At 64.8% G+C, this 19,566-nt stretch carries 16 protein-coding genes; 8 read left to right on the forward strand and 8 right to left on the reverse strand.

Features of this window, described 5'->3' with window-relative positions; genetic code table 11:
• The first annotated feature begins 156 nt into the window (after nt 1-156).
• Nucleotides 157-639: a transcriptional regulator gene (locus HMPREF3014_RS00415; protein ID WP_225037681.1), complete on the forward strand. Its 483-nt coding sequence runs from the start codon at nt 157-159 to the stop codon at nt 637-639.
• A gap of 65 nt (nt 640-704) precedes the next feature.
• Here HMPREF3014_RS00415 and prpR read toward each other — a convergent pair whose 3' ends face one another.
• On the reverse strand, nt 705-2,657 hold the full coding sequence (prpR, locus tag HMPREF3014_RS00420) for a propionate catabolism operon regulatory protein PrpR (RefSeq protein ID WP_023087523.1): 1,953 nt from the start codon (nt 2,655-2,657) through the stop codon (nt 705-707).
• A 196-nt stretch (nt 2,658-2,853) separates the two neighbouring features.
• On the opposite strand from prpR, the gene HMPREF3014_RS00425 reads away from it, so the two are divergent.
• From HMPREF3014_RS00425 to HMPREF3014_RS00455, 7 genes are all read left to right on the forward strand, one after another.
• A complete protein-coding gene (locus HMPREF3014_RS00425; RefSeq protein ID WP_016253453.1) occupies nt 2,854-3,909 on the forward strand; it encodes a phosphotransferase family protein in 1,056 nt (351 codons plus the stop codon).
• The gene (locus HMPREF3014_RS00430; RefSeq protein WP_003089151.1) at nt 3,906-4,262 is read left to right on the forward strand and encodes a DUF6285 domain-containing protein; all 357 of its coding nucleotides are present in this window, start codon (nt 3,906-3,908) and stop codon (nt 4,260-4,262) included. Before HMPREF3014_RS00425 ends, HMPREF3014_RS00430 begins: the two co-directional genes overlap by 4 nt.
• Nucleotides 4,263-4,312: 50 nt before the next feature.
• Nucleotides 4,313-5,485 carry an acyl-CoA dehydrogenase family protein gene (locus HMPREF3014_RS00435; protein WP_010794173.1) on the forward strand — a complete coding sequence of 391 codons (1,173 nt, stop codon included), beginning with the start codon at nt 4,313-4,315 and terminating at the stop codon, nt 5,483-5,485.
• On the forward strand, nt 5,485-6,252 hold the full coding sequence (locus tag HMPREF3014_RS00440) for an SDR family NAD(P)-dependent oxidoreductase (RefSeq protein ID WP_003123438.1): 768 nt from the start codon (nt 5,485-5,487) through the stop codon (nt 6,250-6,252). The genes HMPREF3014_RS00435 and HMPREF3014_RS00440 overlap by 1 nt, the downstream gene beginning before the upstream one ends.
• Before the next feature lie 86 nt (nt 6,253-6,338).
• Nucleotides 6,339-7,985, forward strand: coding sequence for an acyl-CoA synthetase (locus HMPREF3014_RS00445; protein WP_011666659.1), 1,647 nt, complete (start codon nt 6,339-6,341; stop codon nt 7,983-7,985).
• Between the two features lie 56 nt (nt 7,986-8,041).
• Nucleotides 8,042-8,365, forward strand: a complete 324-nt coding sequence (locus HMPREF3014_RS00450; RefSeq protein ID WP_003089157.1) for a DUF485 domain-containing protein — start codon at nt 8,042-8,044, stop codon at nt 8,363-8,365.
• Complete coding sequence (locus HMPREF3014_RS00455) at nt 8,362-10,020, forward strand: cation acetate symporter (RefSeq protein WP_003158805.1); 1,659 nt, start codon at nt 8,362-8,364, stop codon at nt 10,018-10,020. The genes HMPREF3014_RS00450 and HMPREF3014_RS00455 overlap by 4 nt, the downstream gene beginning before the upstream one ends.
• 303 nt (nt 10,021-10,323) lie before the next feature.
• Here the strand turns inward: HMPREF3014_RS00455 and HMPREF3014_RS00465 are convergent, their stop codons facing one another.
• The 7 genes from HMPREF3014_RS00465 to HMPREF3014_RS00495 all read right to left on the reverse strand — a co-directional run bounded on the left by HMPREF3014_RS00465 (nt 10,324) and on the right by HMPREF3014_RS00495 (nt 19,265).
• Nucleotides 10,324-11,244 (reverse strand): NAD(P)-dependent oxidoreductase, encoded by a 921-nt coding sequence (locus HMPREF3014_RS00465; protein WP_003122778.1) that lies wholly within the window; start codon nt 11,242-11,244, stop codon nt 10,324-10,326.
• An 88-nt stretch (nt 11,245-11,332) separates the two neighbouring features.
• Nucleotides 11,333-12,586 (reverse strand): aspartate aminotransferase family protein, encoded by a 1,254-nt coding sequence (locus HMPREF3014_RS00470; protein ID WP_012614185.1) that lies wholly within the window; start codon nt 12,584-12,586, stop codon nt 11,333-11,335.
• A 45-nt stretch (nt 12,587-12,631) separates the two neighbouring features.
• Entirely contained in the window at nt 12,632-14,056 is a 1,425-nt protein-coding gene (locus HMPREF3014_RS00475) for a gamma-aminobutyraldehyde dehydrogenase (RefSeq protein ID WP_003160242.1), read from the reverse strand.
• Between the two features lie 78 nt (nt 14,057-14,134).
• Entirely contained in the window at nt 14,135-15,466 is a 1,332-nt protein-coding gene (locus HMPREF3014_RS00480) for an APC family permease (RefSeq protein WP_023087522.1), read from the reverse strand.
• Between the two features lie 12 nt (nt 15,467-15,478).
• A complete protein-coding gene (locus HMPREF3014_RS00485) occupies nt 15,479-16,636 on the reverse strand; it encodes an iron-containing alcohol dehydrogenase (protein ID WP_003158800.1) in 1,158 nt (385 codons plus the stop codon).
• 230 nt (nt 16,637-16,866) lie between these two features.
• The gene (locus HMPREF3014_RS00490) at nt 16,867-17,742 is read right to left on the reverse strand and encodes an alpha/beta fold hydrolase (RefSeq protein ID WP_004349746.1); all 876 of its coding nucleotides are present in this window, start codon (nt 17,740-17,742) and stop codon (nt 16,867-16,869) included.
• Complete coding sequence (locus HMPREF3014_RS00495; protein WP_023087521.1) at nt 17,739-19,265, reverse strand: flavin-containing monooxygenase; 1,527 nt, start codon at nt 19,263-19,265, stop codon at nt 17,739-17,741. Before HMPREF3014_RS00495 ends, HMPREF3014_RS00490 begins: the two co-directional genes overlap by 4 nt.
• Nucleotides 19,266-19,566: the final 301 nt, after the last annotated feature.

Genomic DNA, 19,566 nt, shown 5'->3' on the forward strand with positions numbered 1-19,566 from the left:
TCGCCCTGTTCGATTCGGCCAATGACGAATGGCTGGAGTGGGCGCCCAGGATCGCCCTGAGGAGCGGGGCCCGTTGATGTCGCATCGCACCGCGGCAGCATGAATCCATTCGATCAACCCAGAAGGAGAACGCCGATGTCCAGGCGCTTGCTTTTCGTGGCCACCCTGGTCGCGACCCTTTCCCTTGCCGCTCATGCCGACGAACCCCTGCCATCGGTCGAGCAGGTGATGAACGAGCACAAGGAAAAGATCAGGAACCAGCTGGAAACCATCAACTACAAGCGCAAACGGATGGTCGAGGCAAACATGGCGCTGGACGGCACCGAAGCCGAGACGTTCTGGCCGATCTATTCACGCTACCGAGGCGAGACGGACAGCCTGCACAAGGAGACATTCCAGCTCCTGCTCGAATATGCCCGCGCCTATGGTTCCGGCAGCATTACCGACGCGGAAGCTTCGAGGATGGTCGACCTCTATCGGGGATTGCAGGAGAAACAGCTGTCCGTGCTGCACCGGTACGTGCAGGAAGTGGCCGAGAAGATGTCACCTCGGCGGGCCATGCGCTTCCTGCAGATCGAAGCGCAACTGGACGCGCTGGAGGCGTTGCAGATCGGCAAGCAGGTTCCGCTGATCAATTGAGTTTCACGGCACCGGCCGTGTCCATGCCTGGGCGAGTTCCGCATCGCCCAGGCGCATCGTTTTGCTCAGCGTGCCGAGCGAAGCCGCCGCCACAGCGTGGTCCGGCTGATCCCGAGCCGACGCGCAGCCTCGTCAAGGCTGCCCTGGCAGCTGTCCAGCGTCTCCTGTATGTAGCGCAACTGCGCGGTTTTGCCGATGGCGTGCAAATCCTTTGTGCGCGATGGCTCTTTCCGGGACCTGGGCTGAGGCTGGCCTTCGAATAGCTCGGGCAGCACGCGAGCCAGGTAATGCTCATCCACGCCGTGCTCATGGAAGATTTCGCTGGCGGAGAGCATCGCCCGTTCGATGACATTCTCCAGTTCCCTGACGTTTCCGGGCCAGGAATGGCGGACGAGGTAGGGTAGCAGGAGCGTCGTTATGCCTGCGGCACCCGGTGGCTGGCCCTGGACCAGCAGGCGCTGGCTGATTCCCTGGCAAATCAGAGGAATGTCCTCGGGCCGCTCGCGCAGGGGCGTGGTCTGCAAGCGCAGGATATTCAGCCGGTAATACAGGTCGGTGCGAAACTCGCGATCCTTCATGGCGGCCCCCAGGTCCTTGTGGGTGGCGGCGACGATGCGCACGTCGATGGAGATCGGCTCGGTGCCGCCCAGGCGCAAGACCTCTCGCTCCTGCAATACACGAAGGAGGCGAGTCTGCAGCGACACAGGCATGTCGCCGATCTCGTCGAGGAACAGCGTGCCACGGTGCGCCGCCTCGAACAGGCCGGGCTTGCCGCCTTTGCGCGAACCGCTGAAGGCGCCTTCCTCGTAGCCGAACAGTTCGCTTTCCAGTAGCGACTCGGGAAACGCCGCGCAGTTGATGGCGACGAAAGGCCCGTGCCGGCGAGGGCTCTCGTTATGGATCCCTTGGGCGAGCAGTTCCTTGCCGGTGCCGCTTTCGCCAGTGATCAGGATGGTCGAATGGCTGGCGGCAAAGCGCTTGGCCAGCTGCAACATCTCACGGTTGGCCTTGCTCGCGCCGTTGAGTTGTTCGAGCCGGTAACGCGCGGTGAAGGCACCTGGACGGCGAGTGGAGCGGATGCGTTGATCCGCGCGCTGCACGGCGGTGATGTCTTGGCAGGTGAGCACCAGGCCGGTACGCTCGCCATTCTCCAGGATCGGCAGGAGATTGCTGACCACGGCGTGCGAGCCCAGCCGGATCACCCGGTTTTCCTCGCCACCGCCATCCTCTAGCGCCTGCTGCAGGTCAAGCTCCGGGCATAGCTGCTGTAACGGTCGCCCCAGAGCCGAGCTGACCGGCAACTCCAGCAACTGGGCAAGGGCAGGGTTGAGCGATTGCACCACACCCTGGTTGTCGACCGCTGCCACACCGCTTGGAATGTGTTGCAGCACCGCGTCCAGATGCCGCCGCTTGGCGATCTCCAGGCGCTGGCTGTCGAGGACTCCCATGGCTTCCTCGAGCGCCTTGCGCGCAGTGTCTTCGCTCAGCGACAGCACGCCGTGCAGGCCTGCCTGTTCCGCCAGCTCCACCACCGTCGACGAACCGATGATGCTGCGGCAACCCAGGCGGGATACCTCCAGGACAGCCTGGCGAGCCTCTTCCAGGGTGGTGTAGGCGACCTGGTGAACCTGCACCGTGAACAGCGTTCGCATGGCTTGCAGGTCCCGGTCGATGCGGTTGTAGCTGAGCAGGGCGACATGGGAGGAGTGTTCGCGGGCTTGCTCCAGCGCACGCAACAGGTCTCCGCCGCCAACACGCATCGTCAGAACCGGACGTGCCAGGTGTCTACGCAGGTAGGCGGCAGTGGCGCCAGCACAGACGAACACGTCGGCCTTGCCGCGCTGTTCGAGATCGCGGGCGGTTTGCAGGGCTTCGGATACCGAGGTGTCGAGCACCTCGATATGGACGTCCGGGTAGCCCGCCGCCAGGCCGGCCACCAGGCTGGCGAGGCGACTGCGCTGCCGAGGTCGTTGAAGGTGACTGACCAGCACGACGACCTGGGAAAGGGGAGGACGCATGTCGAGACCTGTTCAGGATTGAATTGTTTCGATACTGAATCAGTTCGTTGCAAAAGTGAAACCCGGATTGCTTCGTCGAGCGCCATGGAAAAACCTGGCGCCAGAGAGCGCGCGGGTTACAGGCATATCCCGAAAATTGGCCCAGGCGTTGCTAAAGCTGTCTGACAACATGACTACAGGCAGGCCCTACAACCCCATGAGCACTCCTCCTACGACCGTACGGGACGGCGAGACATTCGTGGCCCCGGACGACCAGCCACTGGTCGAGTTCATCCGCGAGCACGCCGCAGCGAAGCGGGTGGTCATCCAGGCACGCCAGCGCCTGAGCGGCGGCGCCATCCAGGAAAACTGGCTGCTGGACCTGCTGATCGAAGGCGGCCCCTGGGCTGGCGCCCGGCGTTGGGTGCTGCGCAGCGATGCGCTTTCCGCGCTACCCGCCAGCCTTGACCGCGAACAGGAGTTCGCGGTGCTGCAAGTGGTTCATCAGGCCGGTGTGAAAGTACCGCGCCCGCTGTGGCTGTGCCGCGATATGCGCGTGCATGGGCGGGTGTTCTTCCTGATGGAGTACGTGCCGGGTGTCGCCGCCGGTCGCTTGCTCAGCGCTGGCGCCGGCACCCAGGGCCGGGCGCAGCTGGCGGCGCAGCTTGGCGCCAACCTGGCGCGCCTGCATCAGGTTCGCCCGCCGTGCGCCGCGCTGGATTTCCTGCCGATGCCAACCCGCTCACCGGCCTTGGCGACCATCGACGCCTATCGCCACTACCTCGACACCCTCGCCGATGCCTATCCGGTGCTGGAGTGGGGCCTGCGCTGGTGCGAGCTGCACGCACCGCGCAACAGCATCCTGTGTCTGTTGCACCGTGACTACCGCACCGGCAACTACCTGGCCAGCGAACAGGGACTCGAAGCCGTACTCGACTGGGAGTTCACCGGCTGGGGCGACCCGTGCGAAGACCTCGGCTGGTTCACCGCCCGCTGCTGGCGCTTCACCCGCCCAGACCTCGAGGCCGGCGGTATCGGCCAACTGGAGGACTTCCTGGGGGGCTACCACGAGGTGTCTCCGCTGCGTATCGAGCGCAGCCAACTGCACTACTGGCAGGTCATGGCCACCCTGCGCTGGGCGGTGATCGCCCTGCAGCAAGGCCAGCGCCACCTGTCCGGCGAAGAGCCGTCCATTGAGCTGGCACTGACCGCACGACTGCTGCCGGAGCTTGAGCTCGACATCCTGCACATGACCGGAGCCGAAGCGCCATGACCCAGCCCGATGCCCATGAACTGCTCGACATCGCTCGCTCGACGCTTCTGGAGCAACTGCTGCCAGCGCTGCCCGGCGAGCTGCGTTACCCGGCCCTGATGATCGCCAATGCCATGGCCATCGCAGCCCGCGAAAGCCGCCTGGGGGCTCTGGCCGAGGACCAGGAGCGGACACGTCTGGCCGCCTTGGTCGACGAGGCGCCCGCAGCCTTGCCCGACCTGCGCCGCCAACTGGCACGGGCCATTCGCCTGGGCAGCCATGACGCCCCGCAAAACCATAGAACCCTGGTCGAGACATTGCGCCAGGTCACCCTCGCCCGATTGGCCATCAGCAATCCCAAGGCCTTGCCCTGAACGGCGTCAGCCATCTCATTCCCGACAGACAAGCACCCAGAAGGACAACCATGAACTTCACCCTCCCGGACGAACTGCTCGCCTTGCAGGCCAAGACCCGAGACTTCATCGCCGAACAGGTCATCCCGCTCGAGAACGACCCCCGCCAGGACAGCCACGGCCCCAGCGACGCCCTGCGCCAGGACCTGGTGGCCCGCGCCCGCGCGGCCGGCTTGCTGACGCCCCACGCCAGTCGCGAAATGGGTGGCCTGGCGCTGAGCCACGTGGCCAAGGCGATCGTCTTCGAAGAGGCCGGCTACTCGCCGCTGGGCCCGGTGGCGCTGAACATCCATGCCCCGGACGAAGGCAACATCCACCTGATGGACGTGGTCGCCACCGAGGCGCAGAAAGACCGCTGGTTGCGCCCGCTGGTCCAGGGCCATGCCCGTTCCTGCTTCGCCATGACCGAGCCTGCGCCAGGCTCCGGCTCGGACCCTTCGATGCTGCGCACCACCGCCACCCGCGATGGAGACGACTACCTGATCAATGGCCGCAAGTGGCTGATCACCGGCGCAGAAGGCGCCGACTTCGGCATCATCATGGCGCGCATGGAGGATGGTACGGCGACCATGTTCCTGACCGACATGAAACGCGACGGCATCATCCATGAGCGTCAGCTGGACTCGCTGGACAGCTGCTTCACCGGTGGCCACGGGCAGCTGCGTTTCGACAACCTGCGTATTCCGGCGAGCGATGTGCTCGGCGAGATCGGCAAGGGGTTCCGGTATGCCCAGGTGCGCCTGGCGCCGGCGCGGCTCACCCACTGCATGCGCTGGCTGGGCGCCGCGCGTCGCGCCCACGACATCGCCTGCGACTATGCGCGCACCCGCGACGCCTTCGGCAAGCCGCTGGGCGAGCACCAGGGTGTGGGCTTCATGCTGGCCGACAACATGATGGACCTGCACGTGGTGCGCCTGGCGGTGTGGCACTGTGCCTGGGTGCTCGACCAGGGCCGGCGGGCCAATGTCGACTCCAGCATGGCCAAGGTGATCAGCGCCGAGGCGTTGTGGCGGGTGGTCGATCGTTGCGTCCAGGTACTGGGCGGGCGCGGGGTGACCGGAGACACCGTGGTGGAGCGGATCTTCCGCGACATTCGCCCGTTCCGCATCTATGACGGCCCGAGCGAGGTGCACCGCATGAGCCTGGCGAAGAAACTGCTCGACCAGCGCCTGGAGGCCCGCTGATGCAGCCGAACCTGACCCGACTGTTCGCCCTCGACGGGCGCCGCGCCCTGGTGACCGGAGCCTCCAGCGGCCTGGGCCGCCACTTCGCCATGACCCTGGCCGCCGCAGGCGCCGAGGTGGTGGTGACTGCCAGGCGCCAGGCGCCGCTGCAGGCACTGGTGGAGGCCATCGAGGTGGCGGGAGGGCGGGCGCAGGCCTTTGCCCTCGATGTGACCTGCCGTGAGGATATCTGCCGGGTGCTCGATGCCGCCGGCCCGCTGGATGTGCTGGTCAACAATGCGGGGGTGAGCGACAGCCAGCCCTTGCTGGCCTGCGACGATCAAAGCTGGGACCGCGTGCTCGACACCAACCTCAAGGGCGCCTGGGCGGTGGCCCAGGAAAGCGCCAGGCGCATGGTCGCGGCGGGGAAGGGCGGCAGCCTGATCAATGTCACTTCGATCCTCGCCAGCCGTGTGGCCGGCGCCGTCGGCCCCTACCTGGCGGCCAAGGCCGGCCTGGCCCACCTGACCCGCGCCATGGCGCTGGAGTTGGCGCGCCATGGCATCCGAGTGAACGCCCTGGCGCCCGGCTACGTGATGACCGACCTGAACGAGGCCTTCCTGGCCAGCGAGGCCGGCGACAAGTTGCGCTCGCGTATCCCCAGCCGCCGCTTCAGCGTGCCGGCGGACCTGGACGGCGCCTTGCTGCTGCTCGCCAGCGATGCCGGGCGGGCCATGAGCGGCGCCGAGATCGTGGTCGATGGCGGCCACCTGTGCAGCAGCCTGTAACGCGCCCTGGCGCAATAACAACAAGAACAGGAGGTATGTATGTGCGTGCAAGACCCGAGCAATGTGTCGATGAGGTGGCTGCCATGATGGTTCCGACCCTCGAGCACGAGCTTGCTCCCAACGAAGCCAACCATGTCCCGCTGTCGCCGCTGTCGTTCCTCAAGCGTGCCGCGCAGGTGTACCCGCAGCGCGATGCGGTGGTCTATGGCGCAAGGCGCTACAGCTACCGCCAGTTGCACGAGCGCAGTTGCGCCCTGGCCAGTGCCCTGGAGCGGGTCGGCGTACAAGCGGGCGAGCGGGTGGCGATACTGGCGCCGAATATCCCGGAAATGCTCGAGGCCCACTATGGCGTACCCGGTGCCGGGGCGGTGCTGGTATGCATCAACATTCGCCTGGAGGCACGCAGCATCGCCTTCATCCTGCGCCACTGCGCGGCCAGGGTGCTGATCTGCGACCGTGAGTTCGGTGCCGTGGCCCAGCAGGCGCTGGCCATGCTCGATGCGCCGCCCTTGCTGGTGGGCATCGACGATGATCAGGCCGAGCGAGCCGACCTCGCCCACGACCTGGACTATGAGGCGTTTCTGGCCCAGGGCGACCCGGGGCGGCCGCTGAGTGCGCCGCAGAACGAATGGCAGTCGATCGCCATCAACTACACCTCCGGCACCACGGGGGATCCCAAGGGCGTGGTCCTGCATCACCGCGGCGCCTACCTCAACGCCTGCGCCGGCGCGCTGATCTTCCAGTTGGGGCCGCGCAGCGTCTACCTGTGGACCTTGCCGATGTTCCACTGCAACGGCTGGAGCCATACCTGGGCGGTGACGCTGTCCGGTGGCACGCACGTATGCCTGCGCAAGGTCCAGCCAGATGCGATCCACGCCGCCATTGCCGAGCATGCGGTGACCCACCTGAGCGCCGCGCCGGTGGTGATGTCGATGCTGATCCATGCCGAGCATGCCAGCGTCCCTGCCGTGCCGGTATCGGTGATCACCGGCGGCGCCGCGCCGCCCAGCGCGGTCATCGCCGCCATGGAAGCACGCGGCTTCAGCATCACCCACGCCTACGGCATGACCGAAAGCTACGGCCCCAGCACCCTGTGCCTGTGGCAGCCGGGGGTCGACGAATTGCCGCTGGAGGCCCGGGCCCAGTTCATGAGCCGCCAGGGCGTCGCCCACCCGATGCTCGAGGAGGCCACGGTGCTGGATACCGACACCGGCCGTCCGGTCCCGGCCGACGGCCGCACCCTTGGCGAACTGGTAGTGCGGGGCAACACCGTGATGAAAGGCTACCTGCACAACCCCGAGGCCACCCGTGCCGCGTTGGCCGACGGCTGGCTTCACACCGGCGACCTGGCCGTGCTGCACCCGGACGGCTACGTGGAAATCAAGGACCGGGCCAAGGACATCATCATTTCCGGCGGCGAGAACATCAGTTCGCTGGAGATCGAGGAAGTGCTCTACCAGCACCCCGAGGTGGTCGAGGCCGCGGTGGTGGCGCGCCCGGATTCGCGCTGGGGCGAGACACCCCACGCGTTCGTCGCCTTGCGGGCGGATGCCTTACCCAGAACCACGGGTGACGATCTGGTCCGCTGGTGCCGCGAGCGCCTGGCGCACTTCAAGGCACCGCGGCATGTGACGCTTACCGAACTGCCCAAGACCGCCACCGGCAAGATCCAGAAGTTCGTCCTGCGCGAGTGGGCCCGGCAGGAGGAGGAGGCCGGCGACGCCGGCCGCTGATGGCGCTGCCGCACCCGCACATTCCATAACAATAACTAGGTTGCCCGAGGTGTCCCATGTCCAGCCTGCTATACGCACGTATCCGCGCCAGTGCCCGGTTCCAGCAACTGGTGGCGCGCCGAAACCGTTTCACCCTGAGCCTGCTCCTGCTGATCCTGGCCACGTTCCACGGCTACATCGCGCTGGTATCGTTCTGCCCCGAGCTGATTGCCAGGCGTCTGGCGCAGGGCTCGAACATGACCTTCGGCGTCGCGGCCGGCGTGTTCCTGTTCGTGTTCTTCTGTGCCTTGTCGGCGCTCTATGTGTACCGCGCCAACGGCGAATTCGATCGCCTGACCCAGGCTCTGGTCGCTGGGCTGGAAGAGGAGCAGGGCGCATGAAGAAGCTCCTTCCCCTGGCGTTGTCGCTGCACTCCGGCCTGCTGTTGGCCTCGCCCGCGTTGGACGCTGGCCAGCGCCAGCCGCTCAACCTGCATGCCATCGGCATGTTCATGGTGTTCGTGCTGTTCACCCTGTGCATCACCTGGTGGGCGGCGCGACGGACCCATTCGACGGCGGATTTCTATAGCGCCGGTGGCGGTATCCGGGGCTGGCAGAACGGCCTGGCGCTGGCCGGCGACTACATGTCCGCCTCCACGCTGCTGGGAATCACCGCGCTCATCTACAGCTCCGGGATGGATGGCTACATTTATCTCATCGCCTTCTTCGCGGGCTGGCCGGTACTGCTGCTATTGATGACCGAGCGGCTGCGCAACCTGGGCCGCTTCACCTTCGCCGACATCACCTCGTACCGTCTCGACCAGGGCAAGGTGCGCACCATGGCCGCCATCGGATCGCTGACCGTGGTGTGTTTCTACCTGGTGGCGCAGATGGTCGGGGCCGGGCAGTTGATCAGGCTGCTGTTCGGCCTGGACTACCAGATCGCCCTGGTGATCGTCGGTGCGCTGATGATGCTGTATGTGACCTTCGGCGGTATGGTGGCAACCACCTGGGTGCAGATCGTCAAGGCATTCCTGCTGCTGGTCGGCGGCTCGCTGGTGCTGTTCCTGGCGATGCGCGAATTCGACTTCAGCTATGACAGGCTGGTCAGCCAGGCGATGGATAGCCATGCCCTGGGCGAACGCCTGCTGGCCCCTGGTGGCTTGCTGGCCGACCCGTTGACCGCGCTATCGCTGAGCCTGGGGCTGGTGTTCGGCACCGCCGGGCTGCCGCACATCCTGATGCGTTTCTTCACCGTCGGCGATGCCCGGGAGGCGCGCAAGTCGGTGCTCTACGCCACCGGGTTCATCGGCTACTTCTTCAATGTCATTTTCCTGCTGGGCCTGGCGTCGATCGTGATCGTCAGCCAGCAGCCCCGGTTCTTCGAGGGCGGGGAAGCGGGAGGCAAGCTGCTGGGCGGGGGCAACATGGTGGTCATGCACCTGGCCCAGGCAGTGGGAGGCAACCTGCTGCTGGGCTTCCTCTCCGCCGTGACCTTCGCCACCATCCTGGCCGTGGTGTCAGGCCTGGCCCTGGCCGGGGCGTCCGCCATCGCCCATGACCTGTATGCGCGGGTGATCATGAAGGGCGCGGCCAGCGAGGCGCAGGAGCTGCGGGTAACCAAGCTGGCGACCCTGGGCCTTGGCTTGGTGGCGATAGCCCTGGGCATCGTGTTCGAGAACATCAACGTGGCCTTCATGGTCGCCCTGGCCTTTGGCATCGCCGCTTCGGCCAACTTCCCGGTGCTGTTCCTGTCGATGTTCTGGTCGGGGCTGACCACCCGTGGCGCGTTGGCCGGTGGCTACGTCGGGTTGTTCAGCGCCATGGGCTTCGTGGTTTTCTCCAGGCTGGTGTGGGTGGATGTGTTGCACTTCGCCGAGCCGCTGTTCCCCTATACCCAGCCTGCGCTGTTCTCCATGCCGTTGGCGTTCCTGGTGGCGTATGGCGTTTCCCGCCTGGACCGGACCAAGCGGGCCATGGCGGAAAGGGCAGCCTTCGCCGACCAGTACGTACGAGGCCAGACCGGCCTTGGCGCCAGCGGAGCCATAGACCACTGAGGCGCACACGGTCGCTGTCGAACGGGTGGCAGCGACCGCATGGCAGGCTTTGAGGCTGTCTGTCGCCCGAGGCCTGGCTAGTGCCCCCGGAAGATGTCTCCGATACCGACGGTGGGGTAGTGCTCCATGCGCTGAGCCGTCCCGCGGTTGACGACGGAAGGCTTCGAAAACAGTGCACTCAGGAAGATGACCAGTACAAGGACAGCCAGTAGAAAACCGAATCGGCGCATATGATTCTCCAGCGATTTTTTATAGTTGTTGTCTTCGGGCGCTATCCACGAGGACCTTAGAAGCGCAGCGCAGTCACTGTCCCGCCGCGCTTGCGGTGTCGCATTCGCGGGCGAACAGGCGGGTGACGGCTACGATGTCCTGGTCGCCATAGCCCATGGCTGCCGCGCGTTGCACGGCCTGGCACAGCGCGTCGAAGACCGGCGTCCAGGCCCCTTGTGCGTGCAGGGCTCCGGCGATATGGGCGAAGGCCTGGGCATGCACATCGAGCCTCGCCTGATCGCCTGCGAAATCCTGCGCTTCCAGCCGACGGACCGCTTCCTCGAGTGCATCGGCGACGAAAAAGCGCGACGTGTCGAGCATGAGCCGAGCGGTCTTCGAAGGCGGCAGGCCGAAGTGGACACCAGCCCCCACGGCCTCGAAGAAAGCCACCATCGCGGCAAACGCATGCGCGTGGAGCACGGTGGCGAAGGCCAATGCTTCGTCCCAGGGGAGGAACGTCGTATGACCGGCAAGCCCCTCAAGCAGCGCCCGATGCCGTTCGAAGGCCTCAGGATCACCGGTATGAATGCTGTGGCTTTCGCGACGACCAACGTTGCGCGGGTAGGCCACGATCATCCCTTTGACGTAATGGCCGCCCGCGCGGTTGACGAGACTCTGAAGCGCCAGGCCCTCGTCCCGGGCGTTGGTCGTGTAATCGACGATCGTACGGTTGGCCAGCGCCTGCATCACACCTGGCATCCCGAGCACCTCGTGGGTCGCCTGGTTGTCCAGGAGCACGAAGATCGTGGCCGGGCTTGCAGCCAGCGCGGCTTCGGCGCTCTCGCACAGGTGAGCGCCAGCGGCGACGAGCGCCGCGGCCTTGCCGGGCGAGCGGTTCCAGATCGCCACGCGCCTGCCTTGCCTGAGCAACGCTTGGGCCATGATGGTTCCCATGGCTCCGAGCCCGATCACGGACACTTCGAACTCGAAGCTTTCATCATTGTGTTCACGCACGCTCGAGGTCTCCTGATTATTGTTCTGGCTGATGTCCAACAGGTCTCCGGCCTGCGCTTCAACACAGGCCGAAGGGTGACCCTGGCAGCTATTCGCCCAGCGCTGCCGCGACCGATTCGCCGAAGGCCCTGAGGCCGCCTTCGAGTTGGTCGGTCGGAGTGTTCAGCGGTGGCATCAGCTTGATGATTTCGCCATTCGGGCCGCAGCGGTCGACCAGCACGCCCGCTTGCAGCACGCGCTGCTGGGCGTCCTTGGCGACCTCGACGTTGCCGCGGCCGAAATCGATGCCGGCGATCATGCCGCGACAACGCGCGGACGCGACGCCTGGAATTTCCGCAAAGCCGGCAACTGCGCGCTCCATGGCCGCGCAGTTGTCGGCCAGCAATTTCAGGAACTGCTCATCGTGCCAATAGCTGAGCGCGATGCGGGCGGTCAGGAACGCCAACTGGTTGCCGCGGAAGGTGCCGATGTGATCGCCCGGTTGCCATACATCCAGCCCGGCACGAAGCAACACGATCGCCATCGGCAGGCCGAAGCCGCCGATCGATTTGGCGCAGGTGATCAGGTCCGGCACCACCCCGGAGCGCTCGAAGCCGAAGAAGTCGCCGGTGCGGCCGCAACCGGCCTGGATCTCGTCGCAGATAAGCAGCACGCCGTGGTCGGTGGTCCACTTGCGCAAGCGTTGCAGCCATTGGTTGGAAGCCGGGTAGACGCCGGCCTGGATCTGCACCGACTCGACGATCACCGCCGCCGGCAGCTCCGAGCCGCTGCCCTGGTCGTTGGCCAGGCGCTCGAGGAAGCCAATGCTGTCGAATTCGCCATAGGGGCTGTCTTCGTAGGGCACGAACACCACGTCGGTGGAAAGCCCGGGGCCACGGCGAGTGCGGTTGCCGGTGACGGCCAGGGCGCCGGCGGTCATGCCGTGGTAAGCCCCGTAGAACGATACGACCTTGGTACGCCCGGTCGCCTTGCGCGCCAGCTTCAACGCCGCCTCGACGGCGTCGGCACCGGTCGGGCCGGTGAACTGGACCTTGTAGTCCCAGCCGCGTGGCTTGAACAGGTCGCGCTCGATCGCTTCCAGGAACTGGCGCTTGGTGGTGGTGTGCAGGTCGAGGGCGTGGGTCACGCCGTTGGCCGACAGATACGCGATCAGCGCATCGCGCATGCGCGGGTCGTTGTGGCCATAGTTCAGGGCGCCGGCGCCGGCGAAGAAGTCCAGGTATTCGCGGCCATCTTCGCCGCGGATCCTGCTGCCTTGGGCGGTATCGAACACCAGGGGCAAGTCGCGGCAGTACATCCGCACGTTGGACTCGAGCCTTTCGAACGTCTCGATGTTGTTCATGCAAACCTCTTGAAAAATGATCTGGGTAGTCCGGGGTGTGGGCGGTCAGTGCTTGAACATCACGTGGCGCACCACGGTGTAGTCTTCCAGGCCGTACATCGACAGGTCCTTGCCGTAGCCGGACAGCTTGACCCCGCCGTGGGGCATTTCGCTGACCAGCATGAAGTGGGTGTTGACCCAGGTGCAGCCGTATTGCAGGCGGGCGGCCAGGCGATGAGCGCGCCCCACATCGGCGGTCCATACCGAAGACGCCAGGCCGTAATCGGAGTCGTTCGCCCAAGCCAGCGCCTGGGCTTCATCCTCGAACGGCGAGACGGTCACCACCGGGCCGAAGATCTCGCGGCGCACCACCTCATCCTCCTGCGTAGCGCCGGCCAGGACCGTCGGCTCGAAGAAGAAGCCGGCACCCTCGGCGCGCTTGCCGCCGGTGACCACTTCGATGTGCGGCAACTCCCTGGCACGGTTCACGAACCCCTCGACACGCTCCAGATGCTCCTTGGTGATCAGCGGTCCCATCTCGGTCGCCGGATCGTCCGGCAGCCCGCACCGGATGCTGGATACGGCCTCGCCGAGCTTGCGAACGAACTCCTGGTAGACCCCTTTCTGCACATAGAGGCGGCACGCGGCGGTACAGTCCTGGCCGGCGTTGTAGAAGCCGAAGGTGCGGATGCCTTCGACGGCGGCGTCGATGTCGGCATCGTCGAAGATCAGTACAGGAGCCTTGCCCCCCAACTCCATGTGCATGCGTTTCACGCTCTCGGCCGTACCTTCGATGATCCGGCTGCCGGTGCGCACGGAGCCGGTCAGCGACACCATGCGCACCTGGGCATGGCTGGTCAGCGGCTCACCCACCGAGGCACCTCGACCGTGGACGATGTTGACCACGCCGGCGGGGAAGATCTCGGCAAGCAGCTCGCCCAGTTTCAAGGTACTCAGCGGCGTGTGCTCCGACGGTTTCAGCACCACGGTGTTTCCGCCGGCCAATGCCGGGCCGAGTTTCCACGCTGCCATCAACAACGGATAGTTCCACGGCGCGATGGAGGCGACCACGCCCACCGCGTCGCGGCGGATCATCGAGGTATGCCCCGCGACGTACTCTCCCGCCGCCGAGCCCTGCAGGCAGCGCACGGCGCCGGCGAAGAAACGGAACACGTCCGATACGGCGGGCAGTTCGTCCAGCAGCACGGCGTTGAAAGGCTTGCCGCAGTTGTCCGCCTCCAGGCGAGCGAACACGTGCGCCTGGGCATCGATGCGCTCGGCGAGCTTGAGCAGCAGGGCCGCGCGATCCTTGGGCGGCGTTTGCGACCAGGCGTCGAAGGCCGCATCCGCGCTCTGCACCGCGGCATGGACCTGGGCACCGCTGGCCTCGGTAATTCGCACCAGGACGTTGCCCTGGGACGGGTTGTACACCGCGTGGCTCTCGCCTTCGCCGGCCACCAGGGCACCATTGATCAGAAGTTTGGTTTGCATATCGATTCTCGCCATTGAAGGGCAGGCTCGAAGCCGGCCTTGTGGTTGTTGTCAGAGCGTTCGATAGAAGGGTGGTCGCTACGCCAGCGCGTCGGGCACCGGGTTGCGGAAGAAGCTGGTCCGGCAAGCGAGATAGACCGCCCCCAGGCCGAGCCAGCTACAGCCCATGATCAGCGCGTCTTTATCCAGGCTGACCAGCATCCACCCGGCCGTGACCAGGCCAACGAGCGGGCAGACCACCCCGCGCAGCAAGCCCGCCCCGTCTCCGAGGCGGGTATCGAAGGAGAGCCGCAACGCGCAAAGGTTGACTGCACTGAAGGCGAGAAACGCGCCGAAATTGACCAGGGACGTCGCGGTGGCGATCGTCAGGGCAAAACCCGCGCAGCCGAAAATGCCGCAGAGCAGAATGTTGAAGGCCGGGGTCTTGTAGCGAGGATGCAGGACACCGAACAGCTTGCGCGGCAGTTGGTTGTCCCGCCCCAGGGCGTACAGCAGCCGGCCCACGCTGGCCTGGAACGACATGCCTGCGGCGAAGTGGGCGATGATGATCCCCGCCAGGACCACGGCGAAGAACAGGTCGCCGCCGATCATGCGGGCGATCTCGAAGGCGGCGCCGTCCACATGCTCGAAGGCGGGGGAGGGGTGCGCCAGGTACATGAAGTACGACGAGCCGACGTAGACCGAACCGCCGATCAATGCGACCAGCAGGATCGCGCGCGGCAGTGTCCGGCCCGGGTCGCGGGTCTCCTCGCTGAGCGTGGACAGCGCGTCGAAACCCAGGAACGAGTACGCGGCAATGGCGGCGCCGGCCATGCTGGTGGCGAAGGACACGTCCGGGTTGAAGAACGGCTTGGCCGACAGCAGCCCGCCAGGGCCGTTGGCCGCGACGATGTAGTGCACGCACAGGCCGATGAACACGACGATGATGGCCAGTTGCGCGACCATCAACAGCACGTTGAAGCGGTTGGCGACCTGGATGCCCAGGATATTAAGCAGCGAGGTGGAGACGATGAAGCCGATGATCCACACCCATTGCGGCACCTCTGGAAAGGCCATGTTGAGGTAGCTGGCGCCGAGCAGCCAGATCAGCATCGGGATGAAGAAGTAATCGAGCAGGGCGGCCCAGCCCACCATGAAGCCGAGGTTCGCGCTCAGCATCTTGCGAGTATAGGTGTAGGCCGAACCGGCGACCGGGAACACCCTGACCAGCCGGCCATAGCTCAAGGCCGTGAACACCACGCCGATTGCCGCGATCAGGTAGGCCATCGCCGTGGTGTTGCCGCTGGCCTGCGTGATCACGCCATAGGTGCCGAACACGATCAACGGAGCGAGGAACGCCAGACCGAACAGCAGAACGGAAAACGGACCCAGCGTGCGCTTCAATGAAGCGCCGGCGATTGATTCGCTCATGACTGGCCTCCTTCACGCTACGTAGTGGTAAGCGGCGGCGACGATTTCACGGTAGGTTTCCACCGTCATTTGCTTGGCATTGCTGCCGTCGGAGAAATTCTTCTTCGACTTTTCGGCGATGCTCAGGAAGTCTTCCTCGCGCACGCCTTTCACCTCGGCGAAGCGGGGGATGCCCAGGTCCTTGCTCATCTGGAACAGGTAGCCGACAGCGGCCTCGGCGGCCTCGGCCGGCGAGAGGTTGGGGTCGATACCCAGTGCATAGGCGACCTGCGCGTGGCGGGTGATGTCGGCGTCGCGGTTATGGCCGAACACGAAGGGCAGGAAGATCGCGTTGCCCACGCCGTGTGGCGTGTCGTACATGCCTCCGATGGCTTCGGAAATGCAGTGCACGCTGCCGACGTCCGCGTTACCGAAGGCCATGCCGGCGATCAGGCTGGCCACCAGCATTTGCTCGCGTGCATGCAGGTTGCCCGGCTCCAGTACGGCGGGCCTGAGGTATTGGCTGATCAGGCGGATGGCATGCAGCGCCAGCCCGTCGCTGATCGGATTCGACACACGGCAGGTGTAGGCTTCGATGGCGTGGGTGAGGGCATCCATGCCGGTTGCGGCGGCAATCGATGCAGGCAGCGTGTCGAGAATGCGGGAGTCGAGCAATGCCAGAACGGGGCCCACCCGGTAGTCCTGGACGCTCATCTTGAAATGCCGGGCGGTATCGGTGATCACCGAGAAACAGGTCACTTCGCTGCCGGTTCCGGCGGTGGTCGGGATGGCGACGATAGGCGGGATGGCGTGCCTGAGGGTGAAAGAGCCCTCGTAGTCTTCGATCCGACCCTCGTGGGTCAGCAGCAGGCTGATCGCCTTGGCCGCGTCCATCGCGCTGCCGCCGCCGATGGCCAGCAGGCCTTGGATACCTTTGCCGCGATACAGCTGCGCCGCCTGGTTGATGTCTTCGCTGCGAGGGTTTGCCTTGACGTCCGATATCTCGTCGAACGCGATCTCCCACTCATTCAGGCTGGCATACACGCCATTCAACAGGCCTGCGGCCTTTACCCCGGCGTCCGTCACGATCAGCACATGCGCCATGCCGAGTTCCCGCAGGTATTCGCCGGTGCGCTCACGCAGGTCGGGTCCCATCACGACTTTGGCGGGGAGTAAGAACTTGAATTCCATACGTACCTCTTGCTCGATTTTTGTCGTTGTTGAACGGCAGTGGAGGAATTCACGCGCAGGGCGAACCAACGGCTCCGGCGTGTGATGCATGGCTCTGCGGTCGAGAATCAACCGGGAACCTTTTTGTCTTATGTGGGCCTGGATAAGCACGAACTTCGAAAAGCCCCATGCAAGTCCCGAGGTGTAAAAAGAGGGGCGGCACCCACCCGCCCCTGAAGGGATGTTCCGTACTAATGCATTTGGCCTGCGAGCAGGGAAAGCAGCGTTCCTGTCAGGCAGGCGGGGAAGTCATGCCCCATTCCCGGCAACAGCACCAAGCGTGCCCTGGGAATGGCCGCCGCCGTGGCGAAGCCTCCGCTGGTGGCGACCATGAGGTCTTTCTCAGCATGGATGACCAGCGTGTTGCAGCGAATTCGCTGGAGTTCCTGCGTTCGGTCGCCCGAGTTGATGATGGCGCCGATCTGCCTCGCCATCCCGAGGTTGCTCGCTTCCCCGCCGCCTCGCTCCCAGGCTTGCATGGCGTAGTCGCGATGGGCCTGCTCGTCCCATTCCAGCGTCGTACCGACGGAACGCATGATCTCCACATAGTCGCGAACGCTCTCCCGCTGGTTCCGGGGAGGACGCCGGAGAAGCTGCAAGATGGTCTTGAACGCTGGCTGGCCTACTCGAAGCGATCCTGTCGTCGAGAAGATGGACGCCAGGCTCATGACTCGCTGCGGATAACGAGCGGCAAGTGTCTGGGCGATCATGCCGCCCATCGACATCCCTACGACGTGCGCCGCACCCAGGCGCAGGCCATCCATGAGGCCGATCACATCGTCGGCCATGTCGCCCAGGTCATACCCCGCAGTCGGTTTGCGGAAGAACTGTTGCAGGGTCGAGGGCGGGGTAACCTCGGTGAAGAAAGACCTGCCCGAGTCACGATTGTCCAGCGTGATCACGCGCAGGCCCCGCTCGACCAGGCCGGCGATGAGCGCTTCAGGCCAATAGATCAATTGCAGCCCCAGGCCGACAATGAGGATGACCGCAGGCGCGGTTTCCGGACCGTGGCTGCGATAGCAGAGGCTACGCTTGCCCGGTAGCTCGCAGAACCGATCCGCAGTCATCGCCCGCCGCCCTGAGTCTGAAGCGCCACGCTTCTGTGCAGGTAGGCGTCAGGCACCGTGCTGAACCGGAGGCATTCGTCGGCGACCTTCCCTCGGCGCAAAAGCTTGATGTCACGGAAGTAATCCATCGACATCACCCAGGGCTCACGAGGCCCCTGGCGCGGCATACTATCCAATGCCCGCTGGACATATCCGGCCCCGAAATCCAGCAGGGGACGGGTTTCGACACCATCCGGCGCCTTCGGCTCGCAGACGTTATGGCCCTGGCTGTCCATGAAGCCCAGCAAGCGACAGAAGTGGTCGCACAGCAGGCATACTTTCAGCGTCCAGGATGAGTTGGTATAGCCCACCGCAAAGGCAAAATTGGGTACGCCGGAAAGCATCGTGCCCTTGTACGCCAGCGTCTGGCTCAACACTACCGGCTCGCCATCCTTGTGCAGGGCGATACCGCCGAACAACTGCACGTTCAGACCGGTGGCCGTGATGATGATATCGGCCTTCAGTTCCGTGCCGGACTTGAGCAAGACACCGGACTCGGTAAAGCGCTCGATATGGTCGGTAACGACCGAGGCTTTACCTGCACTGATGGCCTTGAAAAGATCGCCTTCGGGAACCGAGCACAAGCGTTGGTCCCAGGGCTTGTAGGGCGGGTTGAAATGAACGTCGACCGGATAGCCCTTCGGTAATTCTCTACGGGTCAGCCATATGAGCAGCTTGCGGGCGAGCCCGGGGAAGCGCTGGCAGAATCGCCAGAAGACCAGGGTGATCTTGGCATTCTTGTAGCGCGTCAGTGAGTAGGCGGTTTGCGCCGGCAGAATCTTGCGAAGAAAAGCGGCAACGGAATCGTTGGCGGGCTGGTTGACGATATAGGAGGGCGTCCGCTGCAACATGGTGATGCTGGCGACCTCGTCGGCCATGGCGGGAATCAGGGTCACCGCCGTTGCGCCGCTGCCGATGACCACCACATGCTTGCCCCGATAGTCCAAGCGCTCGGGCCAGTGTTGCGGGTGGATGATTTGCCCCTTGAACTGCTCCGCGCCCTCGAAGCGTGGGCTGAAGCCTTGGTCATAACGGTAGTAGCCGCCTGCGCTGAACAGCCAGCGGCATTCGATGGTGCGGGTTTCTGCCGTGTGGCCGTCCTCGACGCATACCGCCCACAGCCCTTTGTCGCTCTGCCAATTCGCCGAGACCACTTTCTGCCGGTACTGGATGAAGGGGGCCAACTGGTATTCAGCGACGGCTTCTCGCAGGTATTCGAGAATGTCGGCGGCATCCGCCAGAGATTTCGCCTTGGTCCAAGGCTTGAAGTCGAAGCCGAAGGTGTACAGGTCCGAGTCGGAGCGTATGCCGGGATAGCGGAACAGGTCCCAGGTGCCGCCCATTCGCTCCCGGGACTCGAGAATCGCAAACACCTTGTGCGGCTGGTGACGTCGAAGGTAAGCCGCAGCGCCGATGCCAGACACACCGGCTCCTATGATCAGAACATCGAGCGGCTCAATTGGAAGAGCAGTGTGAGAGGACATGTCGCCTCCTATTGTTGTGTTATAGAGACTTGATCTTTTGACTTGATCGTTTGACCAGAATAGGCGCGAGCGAGTTGCTGGTACAAGGTGCGAAATGCACCAGGTTTCCATCGGTTTGGGTTTATTTGCACCTAGGTGCCGCAGCCAGTTCCCGCCAAGCCATGGCGGAAGGCCTGTTGCATGGACGAGAAGCGCACAGTCAACTTGCAGGACTATGAGGGGGAAGGACCGGCGAGATAGCCGCCCAGGATTCCGCTGGAAGCGGAGGCGGGGAGAGGAGAACTAGAAGAGGCGCTGCACC

This window comes from Pseudomonas sp. HMSC065H01 (assembly GCF_001815235.1).
GTDB classification, from domain to species: Bacteria; Pseudomonadota; Gammaproteobacteria; order Pseudomonadales; family Pseudomonadaceae; genus Pseudomonas; species Pseudomonas aeruginosa.

Coding starts and splice junctions, on each gene's coding strand:
- HMPREF3014_RS00450 (WP_003089157.1), top strand. CDS start 8,042: ATGTCCAGCCTGCTATACGCACGTATCCGCGCCAGTGCCCGGTTCCAG.
- HMPREF3014_RS00425 (WP_016253453.1), top strand. CDS start 2,854: ATGAGCACTCCTCCTACGACCGTACGGGACGGCGAGACATTCGTGGCC.
- HMPREF3014_RS00485 (WP_003158800.1), bottom strand. CDS start 16,636: ATGGAATTCAAGTTCTTACTCCCCGCCAAAGTCGTGATGGGACCCGAC.
- HMPREF3014_RS00490 (WP_004349746.1), bottom strand. CDS start 17,742: ATGACTGCGGATCGGTTCTGCGAGCTACCGGGCAAGCGTAGCCTCTGC.
- HMPREF3014_RS00495 (WP_023087521.1), bottom strand. CDS start 19,265: ATGTCCTCTCACACTGCTCTTCCAATTGAGCCGCTCGATGTTCTGATC.
- HMPREF3014_RS00445 (WP_011666659.1), top strand. CDS start 6,339: ATGGTTCCGACCCTCGAGCACGAGCTTGCTCCCAACGAAGCCAACCAT.
- HMPREF3014_RS00430 (WP_003089151.1), top strand. CDS start 3,906: ATGACCCAGCCCGATGCCCATGAACTGCTCGACATCGCTCGCTCGACG.
- prpR (WP_023087523.1), bottom strand. CDS start 2,657: ATGCGTCCTCCCCTTTCCCAGGTCGTCGTGCTGGTCAGTCACCTTCAA.
- HMPREF3014_RS00440 (WP_003123438.1), top strand. CDS start 5,485: ATGCAGCCGAACCTGACCCGACTGTTCGCCCTCGACGGGCGCCGCGCC.
- HMPREF3014_RS00435 (WP_010794173.1), top strand. CDS start 4,313: ATGAACTTCACCCTCCCGGACGAACTGCTCGCCTTGCAGGCCAAGACC.
- HMPREF3014_RS00475 (WP_003160242.1), bottom strand. CDS start 14,056: ATGCAAACCAAACTTCTGATCAATGGTGCCCTGGTGGCCGGCGAAGGC.
- HMPREF3014_RS00455 (WP_003158805.1), top strand. CDS start 8,362: ATGAAGAAGCTCCTTCCCCTGGCGTTGTCGCTGCACTCCGGCCTGCTG.
- HMPREF3014_RS00470 (WP_012614185.1), bottom strand. CDS start 12,586: ATGAACAACATCGAGACGTTCGAAAGGCTCGAGTCCAACGTGCGGATG.
- HMPREF3014_RS00480 (WP_023087522.1), bottom strand. CDS start 15,466: ATGAGCGAATCAATCGCCGGCGCTTCATTGAAGCGCACGCTGGGTCCG.